At 34.5% G+C, this 16187-nt stretch carries 8 protein-coding genes; 6 read left to right on the top strand and 2 right to left on the bottom strand.

Annotation, left to right across the window (positions count from 1 at the left end; all coding sequences use genetic code 11):
• The first annotated feature begins 106 nt into the window (after positions 1 to 106).
• From ICJ83_RS10530 to ICJ83_RS10505, 6 genes are all read left to right on the top strand, one after another.
• Positions 107 to 3670 (top strand): TonB-dependent receptor, encoded by a 3564-nt coding sequence (locus tag ICJ83_RS10530; RefSeq protein ID WP_188230357.1) that lies wholly within the window; start codon positions 107 to 109, stop codon positions 3668 to 3670.
• Positions 3671 to 3681: 11 nt separating this feature from the next.
• Positions 3682 to 5100, top strand: coding sequence for a RagB/SusD family nutrient uptake outer membrane protein (locus ICJ83_RS10525; protein WP_188230356.1), 1419 nt, complete (start codon positions 3682 to 3684; stop codon positions 5098 to 5100).
• A gap of 81 nt (positions 5101 to 5181) precedes the next feature.
• Positions 5182 to 6552 (top strand): TlpA family protein disulfide reductase, encoded by a 1371-nt coding sequence (locus tag ICJ83_RS10520; RefSeq protein ID WP_188230355.1) that lies wholly within the window; start codon positions 5182 to 5184, stop codon positions 6550 to 6552.
• Between the two features lie 19 nt (positions 6553 to 6571).
• Entirely contained in the window at positions 6572 to 7375 is an 804-nt protein-coding gene (locus ICJ83_RS10515) for a hypothetical protein (protein WP_188230354.1), read from the top strand.
• 480 nt (positions 7376 to 7855) lie between these two features.
• Positions 7856 to 9538, top strand: a complete 1683-nt coding sequence (locus tag ICJ83_RS10510) for a M1 family metallopeptidase (RefSeq protein ID WP_188230353.1) — start codon at positions 7856 to 7858, stop codon at positions 9536 to 9538.
• Between the two features lie 3 nt (positions 9539 to 9541).
• Positions 9542 to 12742, top strand: coding sequence for a glycoside hydrolase family 2 TIM barrel-domain containing protein (locus ICJ83_RS10505; protein ID WP_188230352.1), 3201 nt, complete (start codon positions 9542 to 9544; stop codon positions 12740 to 12742).
• 420 nt (positions 12743 to 13162) lie between these two features.
• On the opposite strand, the gene ICJ83_RS17055 is transcribed toward ICJ83_RS10505, so the two are convergent.
• Positions 13163 to 13288, bottom strand: coding sequence for a hypothetical protein (locus ICJ83_RS17055; RefSeq protein ID WP_262891559.1), 126 nt, complete (start codon positions 13286 to 13288; stop codon positions 13163 to 13165).
• A 199-nt stretch (positions 13289 to 13487) separates the two neighbouring features.
• Positions 13488 to 16178 (bottom strand): DUF5695 domain-containing protein, encoded by a 2691-nt coding sequence (locus ICJ83_RS10500; protein ID WP_188230351.1) that lies wholly within the window; start codon positions 16176 to 16178, stop codon positions 13488 to 13490.
• Positions 16179 to 16187 lie beyond the last annotated feature (9 nt).

The following is a 16187-nucleotide window of genomic DNA, read 5'->3' as shown; positions in this document are numbered from 1 at the left end:
TATGAAAACATAATCCTTTAAACAAAAAAATCGGAAAATGCTGGCACATCTTCCGATAGAATAATTCGATTAAAAATAAACTAACCAAATTTTACAAAACAAAAGTATGAAAAAAATCTTTTCAAAGTATTGGTACGCCCAATCGCCACCTCTCAATTTTGATTTAAAAATGAAAATAACGACCTTTTTATTATTCATTTGTATGTTTCAAATACATGCCGAAACCTACTCGCAAAAGAAAAAATTCAACTTCAATCTTAAAGAAGTTTCCGTTAAGGAAGTGCTAAACAAGATTGAATCTGTATCTGATTTCAAGTTTTTTGTTAACACTTCAGAAATTGATGTTTCGAGAAAGGTTACTACACTCGAAACTAAAAACGAAACAATAGACAAAGTTTTGTCAAAACTATTTAAAGGGACTTCGATAGGTTACGAAATCTTTAATAAACAAATTATATTAAAAACGGACAACTCCAACTTAATTAATTCTATAAAAAATAAGGGAATTGCTCAAAAAAAGATAGTCATCGGAAAAGTTTCAGATAAATCTGGAATGCCTTTAGCAGGCGTAACCGTTCTAGTTTCTGGAACAAAACTAGGAACTTACACCGATTTTGATGGTAAATTTAAATTAGAATTACCACCTAATTCAGAAAAACTTATGTTCTCTTTTGTCGGGTTTACTACCAAAGAAATTTCTTTGTCTGATTTTACAAACCTTAACAATTTAGAAATCACACTAAGTGAAGGAATGGATAGCCTTGAAGAGGTTGTAGTGGTTGGATATGGCACGCAAAAGCGAAGTGAAGTATCTTCGGCTATCTCTTCTATAGAGGGCGAACCTCTAAGAAACAATTTAGGAAATCAAACCAGTTTTGACCGTGGTTTAGGAGGTCTTGTAAAAGGTGTTTTTGTTACCCAGGGGTCTGGCGAGCCAGGAACTGGTGTAGATATAATTATTCGAGGAATTACATCACCTTTTTCAGGAGGTAATAACAACCCTTTATTTGTAATAGATGGCGTTCCTTTTTTAACCGACCCGGTTTATAATGCTGGAGGTTTTACTGGAGCTTTAAATGTGCAAAATGCTAACCCATTACAGAATATAAATCCTGAAGACATTGAAAGCATCGATGTATTAAAAGACGCTTCTGCAACTGCAATTTATGGCTCAAGAGGTACAAACGGGGTAATTATAGTAAATACTAAACGAGGTAAAAAAGGAGAGAAATCAAATGTTACCTTCTCTTCAAGAGTCATGTTCTCGACCCCTGTTAACACGCCAGATTACTTAAGCACTGAAGAATGGAAAGACAATATTGATTTAATGTTTAGAAACTCCGTTGATCAACTAAACAATGGTAGTGGGTATTCTCCTTTTTATGTACAATCTTATTTTAGAGATTGGGCTACGGTTACAAGAAATTCAGACGGTTCCTACACTTATGGAGGTTTGAATGAAGATAACTATGATGATGTAAATACCAACTGGGTAGATGAAGTTTACAGAAATACTGCCGTTTCATTACAAAATAACCTTAGTATTACTGGGGGTACTGAAAAAACTACGTTTACCTTAAGTTTAGGGTATTTAGACCAAGAAGGCTTATTAGGTAAAGATGAATACGATCAATATAACACTAGATTTAATTTAGAACACCAAATTAATAATTACTTAAAAGCAGGATTTACCGGAAGTTTTAGTTATTCCAAAAATCAATCTGGACATCAAAATATTAACGGTTGGTTAAACACTGGCATACTTAATTTTAGACCTGATGTTCCTGTTTACGATGAAAATGGATTATTAAACCGTATTGAAAACTGGTATTACGGTAGTACTCGTATAGTACCTAACCCAGTTGGATTAACTACATTACACGATAAGCAACAAAAGAATTTCACTAACTTGGGTAGTGCTTTTTTAGAAGCTGAAGTTTTAAAAGATTTAGTTGTTCGTGCTGATGTTAATGCCGCTAGATTTACTAATAGCACCAGCGAATTTACACCTGTCTCTAAAGTAGGTACAGCCTTAAGTAATGGTACTATTTTAGGTACATCTTACCTGTCAAAACTACAAACGGAGAATTCGAACGTAATTGTTAATTTATCTGCTAATTATAATACAACTATTAATGATGTACACAATATCGAAGCGTTACTAGGATCCGCATGGGACAGAAACTGGGTTTACCGTTCAACAGCTGGATATAGAGGCTTTCCTGATGATGATGTATTAATTAATGCATCTTACGCTCAAGAGGCTAGACCTGGATCTGAGGCACAGTTTGAACGAGGTATTAATTCAATTTTTTCTAGATTTAGCTATAACTTCGATCAAAAATACTTTTTAACATTAAACTTTAGAACCGACCGTTCATCCCGTTTTGGTCCAGGAAACCAAAGAGGCTATTTCCCATCCGCGGCGGCTAGTTGGAATATTACAAAAGAGTCATTTATGGAAAACATAAAACCTCTAAGTAATTTAAGATTAAGAGCTGGTTACGGTAGAACGGGATCTAATAACATTGGAGATTTTGCTTATTTACAGTTTTTCAATGTAGCCTCAAGAGATGCAGGTTTATACGCTGGTGAGCAAGCAGTTGGACTTTCAGGAACACTACCTAATAAAGAGGTTAAATGGGAAACAACAGACGAGTTAAATATTGGTTTAGACTTCTCTTTATTCAACTATAGAGTTACTGGTAGTGTTGACTGGTACGACCGAAAAACGAGAGGTGCTTTAATGAAGGGCTTTTATCCCCTAGAAAGTGGTGCCACAAATTACATTCAAAACTTTGCTGATGTTTCTAACAGCGGTTTAGAAATAGATTTAAACGTGGATATTTTTAGAGAAAAAGATTTCGGTTGGTCTGTAGGATTTAACTATGCTCACAACGATAATGTATTAGACAAATTGAATACTGATGGACTTACAACTTCTGAATCATTCTATTTTGAAGAAGGTAGACCTGTATTCCACTTTAAAGGGTATAAAACTGATGGGATTTTTCAAGAGCAATCAGAAATTGATGCTTTAAATAATGCGTCTCCAGATGGCACCTATTATTCGTCACTAACATCGCCTGGAGATCTTAAATACGTGGATATTAATGGAGACGGAGAAATTACAAGAGATGGTGACTATGTATACTTAGGAGCGTCTCAACCAGACTTTTTCGGAGGTTTTAACACTTCTATACGCTATAAGAATTTTCAAATAGGAGCTAATTTTGTTTATTCAGTAGGTGGTATGACTCAAATCACTGATGCGAGTGTAATAGGCTTCGGTCAACCTCATCAAAATATTTTAAGAGAATTTACAGATTCTTGGACTCCTGATAATAGAGACGCCAGATACCCAAGAACATTAGTTTACGGTAATTTCGACAATTCAACACCAAGTAGTGATTTTAAATTTGATGATACGTCATACCTAAGGTTTCAAGCTTTACAATTTCAATATTCGTTACCAAACTCAATATTAAATAAGCTTAGTCTAAATAAACTAGCATTTACCGTTACTGGCAACAACCTATTTACGATTACCGATTTTCGTGGTGTAGATCCATCATCTACTGGTCCTGCAGCATCTCGATTCGCTCGATTTACTTCTGGTCCATACCCTATTTCACAAACATGGTCTTTGGGTCTAAATCTTAACTTTTAATGAATTATACTATGAAAATATTTAATATAAAAACAATTATTTTATCTATTCTTTCTATTTGGCTTATAACAAGCTGTAGTATAGACAACATAAAACCAATTGCACAATTAACAGAGGACAATGTGGTTTTTGACGAAGGCTCAGCTAACCGATTATTGAACAGAGTCTACAATTCCTTCAGAGAAAGCGATATTCCATTGGTACAAGCTGGCTTATCCTATTGGGGAATAGAACAGAATATGGGAAGTGCTTTAAATGGCACCAACACCTGGCCAACTAATGAAGATACAGGTGAAGCTGTAATTGTTAGAGAGCTGTATACGGCAATGTATTTTGCAATTAATAACGCTAACTACCTCATTGAAGCTATTGAAGCTGGTAAAGCGTCCGATTTAACGGACCCGAGAAAATCTGAAATTTTAGGAGAAGCCAAATTCTTAAGAGCTATGGCTCATTTCAGATTGTTACGCACACATGGTCAATTTTTCGATAAAACTTCGCAATATGGTATTGTTGTATTAACAGAGCCCATGCGGGGGGCTGTAAGTTATGCCCGAAATACAGTTCAAGAAACTTACGATGCCATACTAACTGATTTAGAGTATGCAGCCAATAATGCAGGTAGCGGAAAGGCGCACTACTATGTATCGTCAACCACAGCTCGAGCTTTTCTTGCTAAGGTACAATTATATTATGGCGATTTTGAAAATGCGGCTACCAATGCTATGGCGGTTATAAATAATACCGACGGTTATGATCTAGCACCGGATTTTGTATCAATTTTTGAGAATCGCTGGGGAGAAGAAACACTATTTGCTCCATACGTAAATGGCCCTGAAGAATTAACATTATTTACATCTTCTGCCTTTAGAAATAGTTGTATACCTTCAGATTATTTTAGAAATATCGCAGATCTATCGGACGGCATTGCTGATGGAACCGTTGCAACAACTGGAGAGCCAACAAGTGGGTATGACTTTAGATTCCAATATAATTATGGTGCCGATACAAGAGGCCCAAATAGTATTGGAAAATATCCATTGGCCTCTCGTGCTTCAGGACAAGGAAACACCTTTTATTACGCAAGGATGGCTGAAGTATATCTCATTTATGCAGAAGCAGAAGCCAGACGAGCCGGTGGTAATTTAACCAACTCGCTTAACATGCTGAATGCCGTTAGAAATAGAGTGAATATGCCTCTTAAAACATTATCAGATAAAGCTACATTACTACAAGATATATTAGAAGAAAAAATGTTAGAGTTGTTTATAGAAGATGCAGAAAGCTGGTTTGACTTTGTAAGATATGACCAACTTGGTGATATTGATATTAGCACATACAAATCAACACTTTCAGATGAAACAAAATTCATCCTTCCTTTTCCTGATGCTGCTACTGCTGGTAATGGTAACCTTATATTAAACCCATAGTATTAATCTGAATACTGATAAATAATAAATAGGGCCATAGTTAAAAATACTATGGCCTTATAATATAAAATAACATTTAATATGAAAAATATAGCCCTCCTTTTCTTTTGCTTAGTAATATTTTCATGCACAGAAATAAAGAATGATAATAGTTTTATTTTTTCGGGAGTAATTGAAAATTTTAAAAACGCAAATATCATTATTTCCAGTACGATAGATTATTCAATTAAAGACACTCTTTTACTTGATAACTCAGGCAAATTTTCGGACACTCTAAATCTACCAAGTGGTTTTTATAATCTTTCAATTAATAATAACCGAATAAAATTATATTTTAATGAAGGAAAGAATTTAAATATTGCTTATAATGCTGACAGCAATTTAAACACTATTAAATTTACTGGATCAAATGCGCCTGAAAATATATTTTTACAACAAAAATCTGTTTTAGTAGATAGTTTCTTTAGTGACAGACAAAAACTCTACAACCTTAAACCCAGTGAGTTTAAAATCAAATTAAACAAACTTAATACGTCTATTACTTCAATTTTGGAATCCCAAAAAGGATTGCCTGATAATTTCATTAAACTAGAAAAAAATAATTTAACTTATTACGATATAATCCAATTAAACGGATACAGCAGAACTGTTAAAAACAAAGGAGATGAATATGCAATTCCACATGATTACTCTACAAGTCTTGACAGTATAGATTTTAATAATGAAAATGACTATTTCTATTCGTCTAGTTATAGAACTTTATTTAGCAACCATTACCAAAGAAAGGCATCCGAATTAAGCAAAAAAGATTCTGTTAATTTTTCAATAGCCTTATTAAAAATTATAGAATCTTACCCTAACGAAAAAATTAAAAACCATTATTTACTGCAAACCGTGTATTCTGGATATAGATATGTAAATGATTTTGAAACTTATTTTAACTTATTTAATAGGCTCTCCACAAACGATCAACATAAGAAGTTTATAAGTCAAAAGTACGAAGAGAGACGTAAAGTTGCTCCAGGTAAAGATTCTCCAGAATTTAATGATTATGAAAACTATGCTGGCGGGACTTCTTCACTAAAAGATTTTAGAGGTAAATATGTTTATATAGATGTTTGGGCCACGTGGTGCGGGCCATGCCGATATGAAATACCATACTTAAAAGAAATTGAAAAATCATATCACGATAAAAATATTGCTTTTGTAAGTATTTCGGTCGACACGCAACGTAGTCAAAAATTATGGCGAAGTACTATAAAAAAACAAGAACTTGGTGGGGTTCAACTATTAGCTCCAAACGATTGGAATTCAACTTTTGTTAAAGATTATCTAATAACTGGTATACCGCGATTTATATTAATCGATCCGTCTGGCAAAATAGTAAATTATAACGCACCAAGGCCTTCTGAACAATCATTAATAGATTTATTTGAATCCGAAGGTATTTAAACTTCCATTAATATAAACGATGAAAAATAACCTATTTTATTTTATAATTCTTTTATGCACAGTGTATTTGGTTTTTGGTTGTCAAAACAAACTTTGTAACTCTACTGTTACTAATAAAAATAATTTCACGGTACACGCTAAGCTAAAAAATTTAAAAAAAGGTTACGTTATTATAGAAAGTAAAGACGAATCATTACCTAACACGTTCAATAGAGATACTGTTTCAGTAGACAACGGAGGATTTACATATACCAATTGCATTGACAACTATAAAATATTCTCTGTTTATTTACCGCAGCTTTTAAATGGGAAAGAATACAAAAACACAAAACATTCAATCTCATGTAACACATCGAAAAAAATTTGGTTCATTGGCTACCCTGGCGCACGAATTTCTATTTATGGTAAAGTTTCTAATTTTGTTGATGGTTACCCTGTTGATGATAAAGGAGTAAACAATGATTTAAAATCGGTATTCTCACAAACTATACCCATCGAAAATATTATTGAGAATTTAATTTCTAAATCTAACGAAGGTGAGCTCGTGCAGTTGTCAAAAAAAGAGATTAACGACTCTTTAAGCTATTACGATAATTTAGTAAAAAATATAAAGATAGAATTTATAAAATCTCATCCAAATTCTGTTGCTGCTGCTTACTTGATTAACAGCTCATATGCCAATCAAGAATTCGATAATATTTTAACAGCTAAGCTTATTGAAAATATGAATCATGAAAAATTAAGGGAGGTTTCGTTTTATCGGGAAGTTTTACAACGACTATCTGCTAATTTCAAATTAAATCCTCGATTTTATAAGCACTAAAGTTAGTTCAATTATTTATTTTTATTAGTCACTTTTGTTTGAGCTGGTTTTATAAAATCAGCTCCTTTTTTTTGAAAAAACATTAATATTATGAACATAATATTAATGTTCTTGTTTAGGTTTTAATTATGGGTTAAATAAAAGAGCCTGATAAAATTGTCAAGCTTTCTTGTCGGGATGCAGACCCAACTTGCGACTCTCTTATCAACTATTAAAACTACAATTAGATCTAAACACTAAAAAAACTAGTGAATGAAAAAAAGACCTTATTCAATTTGACACTGAATTAGCAAACACATAAAACAAATAAACCAAATCATTCTATTACCCATCTACCTATTAAAAGGTTAATTTTTAACATCATAATTACCCAACTATGATATTATATTACCCTCATTACCTCATAACCTTTGTAAATTGAATTAATTTCTACAAATTTGATAAATACATTAATTTAAATTATTTAATGCCAATTCTGATATGAAAAAACATATTTTAGTGGCCATTGGCTTTATACTATTTTCATTTCAAATACAATCTCAAGAGAGTGATTTAAAATTTACCCATGCCGATACCTTAAGAGGAAGTATTACTCCCGAGCGCGCCTGGTGGAATGTCCTTCGTTATGATATTTTAGTGAAACCTGACTTTTACAATAAGTACACCTCTGGTTACAATATAATCACCTATAAAGTTATTCAAGACACACATGTTAATAGCATGCAAATCGATCTTCAAGAGCCCTTAAAAATAGATAGTATAATTCTCGATAATTCGGAAACTCTAAAATTTAATCGTGAAGGGTTTGTGTACCACGTTGAAACACCAAAACAAGGCTTAAATTCCGAACACGAAGTTAAAATCTATTTCAGCGGGAAACCTCATGAAGCTATTAGGGCACCTTGGGATGGCGGCTGGACGTTTACTAAAGATGATAAAGGACGTCCGTGGATGACGGTTACCTGTCAGGGTCTGGGAGCTTCCATATGGTTTCCTAATAAAGATCATCAAAGTGACGAACCTGATTTAGGAGCTTCTTTAACCATGCGTGTTCCCAAAGACCTTATGGCCATAGCAAACGGAAGATTGACGGAGGAAACAAAACATAACGACGGAACCATGTCCTATAAATGGAATGTCGATAACCCGATTAGTAATTATTGTATTATTCCATATATAGGTCATTATAAAAAGTTTTCTGAACAATATACAGGCATTAAAGGCTTTCTCGATTTAGATTATTGGGTTTTAGACTATAATGTTGAAAAGGCCAAAAACTACATGCCAACTGAAGTTCATAATATGCTGGATGCTTTCGAATACTGGTTTGGCCCCTATCCGTTTTATGAAGATGGTTATAAACTTGTAGAAACAGAACATACAGGCATGGAACACCAATCTAACGTATCATACGGAAACCATTATGCTGGAGGTTATCGTGGTCGAGATGGTTCTGGAACTGGTTTAGGACTTACCTGGGATTTTATTGTTATTCATGAAAGTGGTCATGAGTGGTTTGGTAACAATATTACCAGCAAAGATCTGGCCGATATGTATATTCATGAAAGTTTTACCAATTACAGTGAAACCCTGTTTTTAGATTATAATTATGGAACAGAGGCTGCCAACGATTACAATTTTGGGTTAAGAAATGGTATTCAGAATGATAAGCCTATTATTCCTCCGTATGGCGTAAACGCTCAAGGCAGTGGCGATATGTATGTAAAAGGAGGTAATATGCTGCACACCATTCGCCATAGTATCGATAACGATAAGCTTTTTAAAAACATCCTCACAGGCCTAAATATGACATTTCACAACAAAACGGTTGATGGCTCAGAAATTCAAAAATACATTTCAGACAAAGCTGGTTACGACTATTCTTACGTCTTTAAACAATACCTAACAACCACTCAAATTCCTAAATTGCAGTTATATGTCGATGGAAAAAACAATAAAATTCACTACCGATATACCAACTGTATAGAAGGATTTAACCTCCCATTAGTACTTAAAGAACAAAACCAATATATTAAAATTGTACCGACATTAGATTGGCAAAGTGTAGATATTAAACATACCAATCAGTTTTTATTCACTCCTTGGAGAATTGAATACATGTACTTTTTAAATGTTGAACTGGTAAAAACCATGGAACAATAACATATGAAAAATTTTATAAAAACATCTCTAGTTGTAAGTTTAATTTCAACCTTTACTTTTGCTCAAATTAACGGTATAATTAAACCTTGGGAAGACCCTCAGGTATCTGGTATAAACCGCATGCCATCAAGGGCGACTTCATTTTCATTTCCTGATGAAGGTTCTGCACTTCAAAATAAAAAAGAAAACTCAGGACGCTATAAACTACTCAACGGCGATTGGAAATTCCATTGGAGCCCTACCCCGGAAGGCGCACCCGAAGGTTTTGAAACTGTAAATTATAACGATACTAACTGGAATACTATTCCTGTGCCAGCCAACTGGGAACTTGAGGGTTATGGTACAGCACTTTACACAAGTGCTGGTTATACCTTTGCTCCTATCAACCCGCCTTTTACTCCAAAAAAAGATAACCCTACTGGTATCTACAGAACGGCGTTTGAGATTCCTAAAACATGGGATAATATGCAAATCACCCTAACATTTGCCGGCGTTAGTTCAGCTTATTATTTATACTTAAACGGAAAATTAGTAGGATATAGCGAAGACAGTATGTTACCAACACATTTCGATATTACGCCTTTTCTTAAAGAAGGTGAAAACCAAATGACTCTTAAAGTTTTTAGATGGAGTGACGGTGCTTATCTGGAAGATCAGGATCATTGGCGATTAAGTGGTATTCACCGTGATGTTTACCTTTCGGCAGCGCCAAAAGTGCAGCTATACGACTTTTTTGTTCAAACCGATTTGGATTCAATATACACCAATGCGGTTTTAAAAGTCAGACCAAAACTTAAGGTCTTTAATGACGAATCTATAAAAGGATATACATTGGAATACAAACTTTTTGATGAAAACAACATTAATATCATTAAAGACACAACTTCTATTAAGGCTGAAAAAATCGTATTTGAAAGTTATCCGCAGCGTGGAGAAAATGATTTTGCGCTTATGGAATCATACATTGAAAATCCTAAAAAGTGGACTGCCGAAACGCCTAATTTATACACGCTTGTTTTCTACTTAAAAGATGAAAATCAACAAATTATTGAAACCCGATCTGCTCAAATTGGTTTCCGAGAAATCGAATTTAATAAAGATGGCGAACTATTAATAAATGGAAAATCAACCTTACTTTACGGTGTTAACAGACATGACCACGACCCTATAAATGGAAAAGTAGTTAGTGACTCAACAATGCTTAAAGATATTCTAACCATGAAACGTTTTAATTTTAATGCCGTTAGAACATCGCATTACCCAAACAACGAAAAATGGTACGAACTATGCGACCAATATGGAATTTATCTAATTGATGAAGCTAATCTGGAAACTCATGGTATTGGTGGAAGGCTGAGTAATGATACCGATTGGGCAAATGCCTTTTTGCAACGCGCCGTTAGAATGGTAGAACGCGACAAAAATCATCCTTCCATTATTTTCTGGTCTTTGGGTAACGAGTCTGGCTCTGGCTTTAATCACGCTACCATGGCACAATGGATTAAAAATTACGACGAAACAAGATTCATTCATTACGAAGGTGCTCAAACTAACGGACAAACAATAAGCGGTGATATTTTAAAAGATCCCGATTATGTAGATATGGTAAGCCGAATGTATAATTCCATAGATTATATGGAAAAAGTGGCTAATTACACCGAAGAAACCAGACCTATTTTATGGTGTGAATATGCCCATTCTATGGGGAATTCAACAGGTAATTTGTTTGAATTTTGGGACGCTATACGAGCGCATAAAAACATGATTGGAGGTTTTATCTGGGACTGGGTAGATCAAGGGCTTTTGCAAAAAAACAAAGATGGTGTTGAATATTATGCTTATGGAGGCGATATGGGAGATGCCAACCTTCCAAACTCTTCAAACTTTTGTATTAACGGCATTGTGAACCCCAATATTAACCCAAAACCAGCACTTTGGGAATGTAAAAAGGTATTTCAACCTATCGTTATTTCAGATTACAATAAAAGGGATAAATCGGTTGAAATTCTTAATCGTCACAGTTTTATAAATCTGTCGGAATATAATATCGTATGGAAGCTTCAGGAAGATGGAAAAATCATTCAAAACGGCACTGTAAAATCAATTGCTTTAAAACCGGAAGCCAAGACACGCCTTCAAATTCCATATAAAAAGTTTAAACCAAAAGCAGGTGCTGAATATTTTCTGAGAATAGCCTTTGTTTTAAACGAAACCAAAAACTGGGCTGAAAATGGTCATGAAGTGGCATGGGAACAAATCAAACTGGATGATTATAAGCCATTTCAATCGGTAAAATCTAAATCTAAAAGCATTACTGTAGCAAATCATCTTATAAAAGGAGAGCATTTTGAAATCGGATTTGATGCAACAACAGGATTTGTAAATCGTTATAATTTAAAAGGTAAGGATCTTATTATATCGGGATTAAAACCAAATTTCTGGCGCCCCATCACCGACAACGATCGTCTTGGAGGGGATACACCAAAAACCTTAGCAGAATGGAAAGAGGCTTCAAATAACAGAACTCTAAAATCCTTCGCAATTAACAAAGAAAACAATACGGTATTAATTTCCAGTCAATTCGATTTCATCCAGTCTAAAGCAAAAATGAATATTGTCTACACCATTTTTGACAATGGAAAAATGCTTGTTAATGTTGATTTTGATGCTGATGAAAATCTTCCAATGTTACCTAAAATTGGGTTGCAACTACAAATGAATACGGAATTTGATAATTTAACCTGGCTAGGGAAAGGTCCTTACGAAAACTATTGGGATAGAAAATTAGCCGCAGATATAAATTTATACCGCGAATCTGTTTTAAATGATTATTACGCATATATACGACCGCAAGAAAGTGGTAATAAAAGTGAAGTGAGATGGTTTTCTTTAACCAATGATAATGTTAAAGGTTTAAAAGTTACTGCTATTTCCGATAATCTCAATATAAGTGCATGGCCATACACTACTGAAGACATAGACCAAGCCTTACATCCTTACGATTTAAAACCTCAAGATTTTATTACGGTAAATATAGATCATAAGCAAATGGGACTTGGTGGAGATGACAGTTGGTCGAGAAAAGCTTTACCTCATGAACAATTTAGGCTGCCCGCAGCACATTACACCTTTAGCTTTTTAATTGAACCTGTAGAAAAAAGCAAAGACCTTGAAAGAACAAATATTTTAAAATACGCGAAATAAATTATAAAAAATGCATCTGAAAAATGGCTGCATTTTTTTATTTTAGAAAGTATAACATAATTAAATTATATGAATTTGTTCATCTTTTAAAGATTTGAAATTCTTCTATTTATTTAATCGGTATGCATGATAAACCTTCCTTTTTTCAGGTTTTGCCAATAATTTTTTCCTTTTCAAAATCACCTCCCTTACTATAAACTTGCCTAATAGGTCAAACAACGATATTTGCTTTAATTAAATTAACCGATAACGCTCCTATCCTTATCATTAGCATTTGGTCTGGACAAAAAGTTACTAGCAAGCCGAAGCTGCTGCTGTGCGTTTGGCTATTAGGGATTTTACTTCTATAATAGCCTTTAAAGCGTCTTATGCCTTCTAAAAACAAATGCACGTCTTATATGGCGAGCATATTATATTATATTATCCATTATTAGGGCTTACCGTGGCTATTTTCACTCCAAGTTTCTTACCCTGATTAAAGGCCCGCATCAATAGTAAGATAGAATCGGTTTGTTCCTGCGGATTAGAAAAAACATGCTGCTGCATTGGCTCTTTGATTTCGTAATGGAAAAACCCTTTCTCAAGCGCTGTAATCAATTGTTTAAAATCGTAATTTTCCTCAATAAACAGATCTGATATAAGGTATTGTTGTATTCATGATAATAATTTAAAAAAATATCCCAAAGACACCATAAGGATTACTTGGCTATAAAGGACTATGCTTTTGAAACAAACCACTAGATCTTTACAATTTAACTTCTAATATCTTCTTTTTTAAAGGAATCTGATAGGCTCCTCTTACTTTGGTGTAAGGCAGTTTAATTTCATCATTATTAACTCTTAAAAAGGCATTTGGAGTGAATTCCGTTTTTGGATTTAAAACCAGGGTAACCCCCTCTGTTTTTGTATTATAAATAACTTTATTAAATGTTCCTGCATCAAGGGTTAACCACATTTTCTTTGGAGCAATATACACTTTAGATTTTGCAGCTGTTGTTAACGAAACACTAACAACATCTCCTTTTTTTTCTAAATTACCCCCAAAAGCTAACCAGCCCAGATTTTCATCTTTTGTTAAATACGTTGAGGTATTAACGGCATATCCATAAAGCCCTGAGCCATAATCTCCGGAAAGATAATCGATGCGGAGTGTTGATGGGTAGGAATGAAACGCCGCAGGCCCAAATCCATCTTGGGTGATATTAGAAATCCCCCCTAATAATCCACCATAACCAACTTTTAAAAGATACAAATCTTCTGGGCGTTTCCTATATTGTTCTAAAACTGGAATCGCATTTAAAGACGAACCGTAATGATGAATTTGACGTTCTACTCTCGATAATTTTCCTCCGTAAAGGAAATCCCAGTAACGACGTGCATTACCGTTATAAGCCCAGTGTGGCATGGTAGGCATATAGGCTAAAATAGCTCTTAAAGTTACCCAGGCTTTTCGGCGGTATCCAAAATAATCAGACCACATATACACTTCTTCCTGCCCTGTAGAATCCCAAGGCATTTCACTTCCAAAAGGGTATTCTAAAGCCTCCCAATGATCTGCTCTTTTTTTCATTCTTACCTCTAAATTGGTAGCCATTTCGGTATAATCCTCCCTTTGTAAATCTTTAAGAATATATAAAAAAACAGAGCCTTCCATTTGCCCAAACTGCACATAATAAGGTGCCTGTTCTACCATAGCAATTGCCGTATTATAGGCTTGTTTTAAATACCAGTCCCAGGTTTGATTGTCTACTAATCCTTCGTTATATCTCGCCAATCGGTACATCACCCAGTAGGCCGCTGCAACATGCGGATAATTGTAAGACCTACCTTGGTCGTTGGCATGTTCATGATTCCAGGCAGCCCATGTATTATAATTTATAGAGTCGCTGTAGGTTCCTTTTGGTAGTGAATCTGGTTCGTAATAAAACACACTTTTCTTTACTCCATATTTCTTTTTGCCTTCATTGTACTGAATGTTCCCCCAAAGCGTACTATCAATAAACATTTGCAGTTTATTAATTTCTTCTTTATTAGGCTGAATAAGTTGTTTCATAAAAGCAGCTAACCAACCACCAGCACCACCTTCATCACTTAATCCGGCAACCCAAGCTCTACTATCTTGTGTTAACTGTTTTTTAGTTTCGTAGTCATAACTGATTACCGAAGGGTTTCGTTTAAATATCGGATCGGGTTCATCAAACCACTGTTCGGTGGTTAAAAAATGTCCGAAATCCTTAATAACATCACTTTCCGATTTGATAACCTTGTAATTAATGGTTTGTTTTTTTCCATCGGCAAAAGTTATAGTTACCACCGAGCGTCCCCAGATTTTACCTTCAAGGGTATATTTTTTTACACCCTTTTCTGTAACACCATCGCCCTTTATTTTAATGGCGCCTTTAGGGGCTACAGCGATAGATGAAATATCACTGCTGTAATCAATAAACAACTGGGCCTTAATATCCAGAGGAATAACGTATCCAGGTACCCCTGTAGCAACAGGTTGTTGCTCCTCTTTAAGTGTTGTTTGAATATTTTCAATACTTTCTGAAAGTACCAATTTTAATGAAAAACTTTTGCTTTTTCCAGGCTCTAAAATTAAGGCTGTAGGCGTATTCCATTGCTCCACACCTTTCCATTCGTTTTCGGCATAAGCTTTACTATATACCATCCACTCATGAAAACCTTCAAAAACAATACTTCTAGGAGTTGGATCGTCGTTTAAAGGTCTATACGCTTCAAAAGGCAAATGCTCTTGTGGTAACACTAAAAGCACTGGCCCCTGACCACTTAAACGTTTTACTTCTAAATAACCTGCATCTAATCCAATATACGGATCGAAAAAAACATTTTGCGCATGAGTTTCGTTAAGTGATTTTCCTTCTAAAATATTATTAAATATCATAGGAATACCTAATGCCCCTATTTCTATAGAACTGTTGGTTTTATTGGTAATTTCAAAACGCATTACCAGATGCTCGTCAACCAATTCATAATACCGTTTTATGGTTACCGGTATATCCGATGGTAATGTATTGGCTAAATCGGCTGCTGCAAGAACATTTCCTGAAACCTCAAGAGGCGTAACCGTTCTGCGTTTAGCTGCCGTAGAATAGCTTATCCAATCGGCGTCTCCTTGCTTTATTCTTAAATTAATATCACCTAAGTGATATAATCCGTCTTTATCCCTAATCTCTAAACGGTCGCTTGGCGTAAAGTCAAAGTTTAAATTTTTTACAGGTCTTAACTCAGCAATAGTTTGTGAAGATTTTACTAATTTTAGTTCAAAATCGGGTGTTATAAATTTTTGATAAATATCAGCTACACCCAACGTAGGCTCTTTGTCTTTTAAACGATCCCAATACCCCTGAGCCTGGACATAAAACCCTGAAAACAATGCGGTGGCAAGAACCATTTTATACTTTAAAGTTCTCATGATGATATT

The organism is Aestuariibaculum sediminum (assembly GCF_014596945.1).
GTDB classification, from domain to species: domain Bacteria; phylum Bacteroidota; class Bacteroidia; order Flavobacteriales; family Flavobacteriaceae; genus Aestuariibaculum; species Aestuariibaculum sediminum.
This window is presented reverse-complemented; position numbering and strand designations above follow the sequence as displayed.

Excerpts from the sequence above, each read along its gene's own strand:
- ICJ83_RS10525 (WP_188230356.1), top strand. The coding sequence starts at position 3,682 with ATGAAAATATTTAATATAAAAACAATTATTTTATCTATTCTTTCTATT.
- ICJ83_RS10510 (WP_188230353.1), top strand. The coding sequence starts at position 7,856 with ATGAAAAAACATATTTTAGTGGCCATTGGCTTTATACTATTTTCATTT.
- ICJ83_RS10520 (WP_188230355.1), top strand. The coding sequence starts at position 5,182 with ATGAAAAATATAGCCCTCCTTTTCTTTTGCTTAGTAATATTTTCATGC.
- ICJ83_RS17055 (WP_262891559.1), bottom strand. The coding sequence starts at position 13,288 with ATGCAGCAGCATGTTTTTTCTAATCCGCAGGAACAAACCGATTCTATC.
- ICJ83_RS10530 (WP_188230357.1), top strand. The coding sequence starts at position 107 with ATGAAAAAAATCTTTTCAAAGTATTGGTACGCCCAATCGCCACCTCTC.
- ICJ83_RS10500 (WP_188230351.1), bottom strand. The coding sequence starts at position 16,178 with ATGAGAACTTTAAAGTATAAAATGGTTCTTGCCACCGCATTGTTTTCA.
- ICJ83_RS10505 (WP_188230352.1), top strand. The coding sequence starts at position 9,542 with ATGAAAAATTTTATAAAAACATCTCTAGTTGTAAGTTTAATTTCAACC.
- ICJ83_RS10515 (WP_188230354.1), top strand. The coding sequence starts at position 6,572 with ATGAAAAATAACCTATTTTATTTTATAATTCTTTTATGCACAGTGTAT.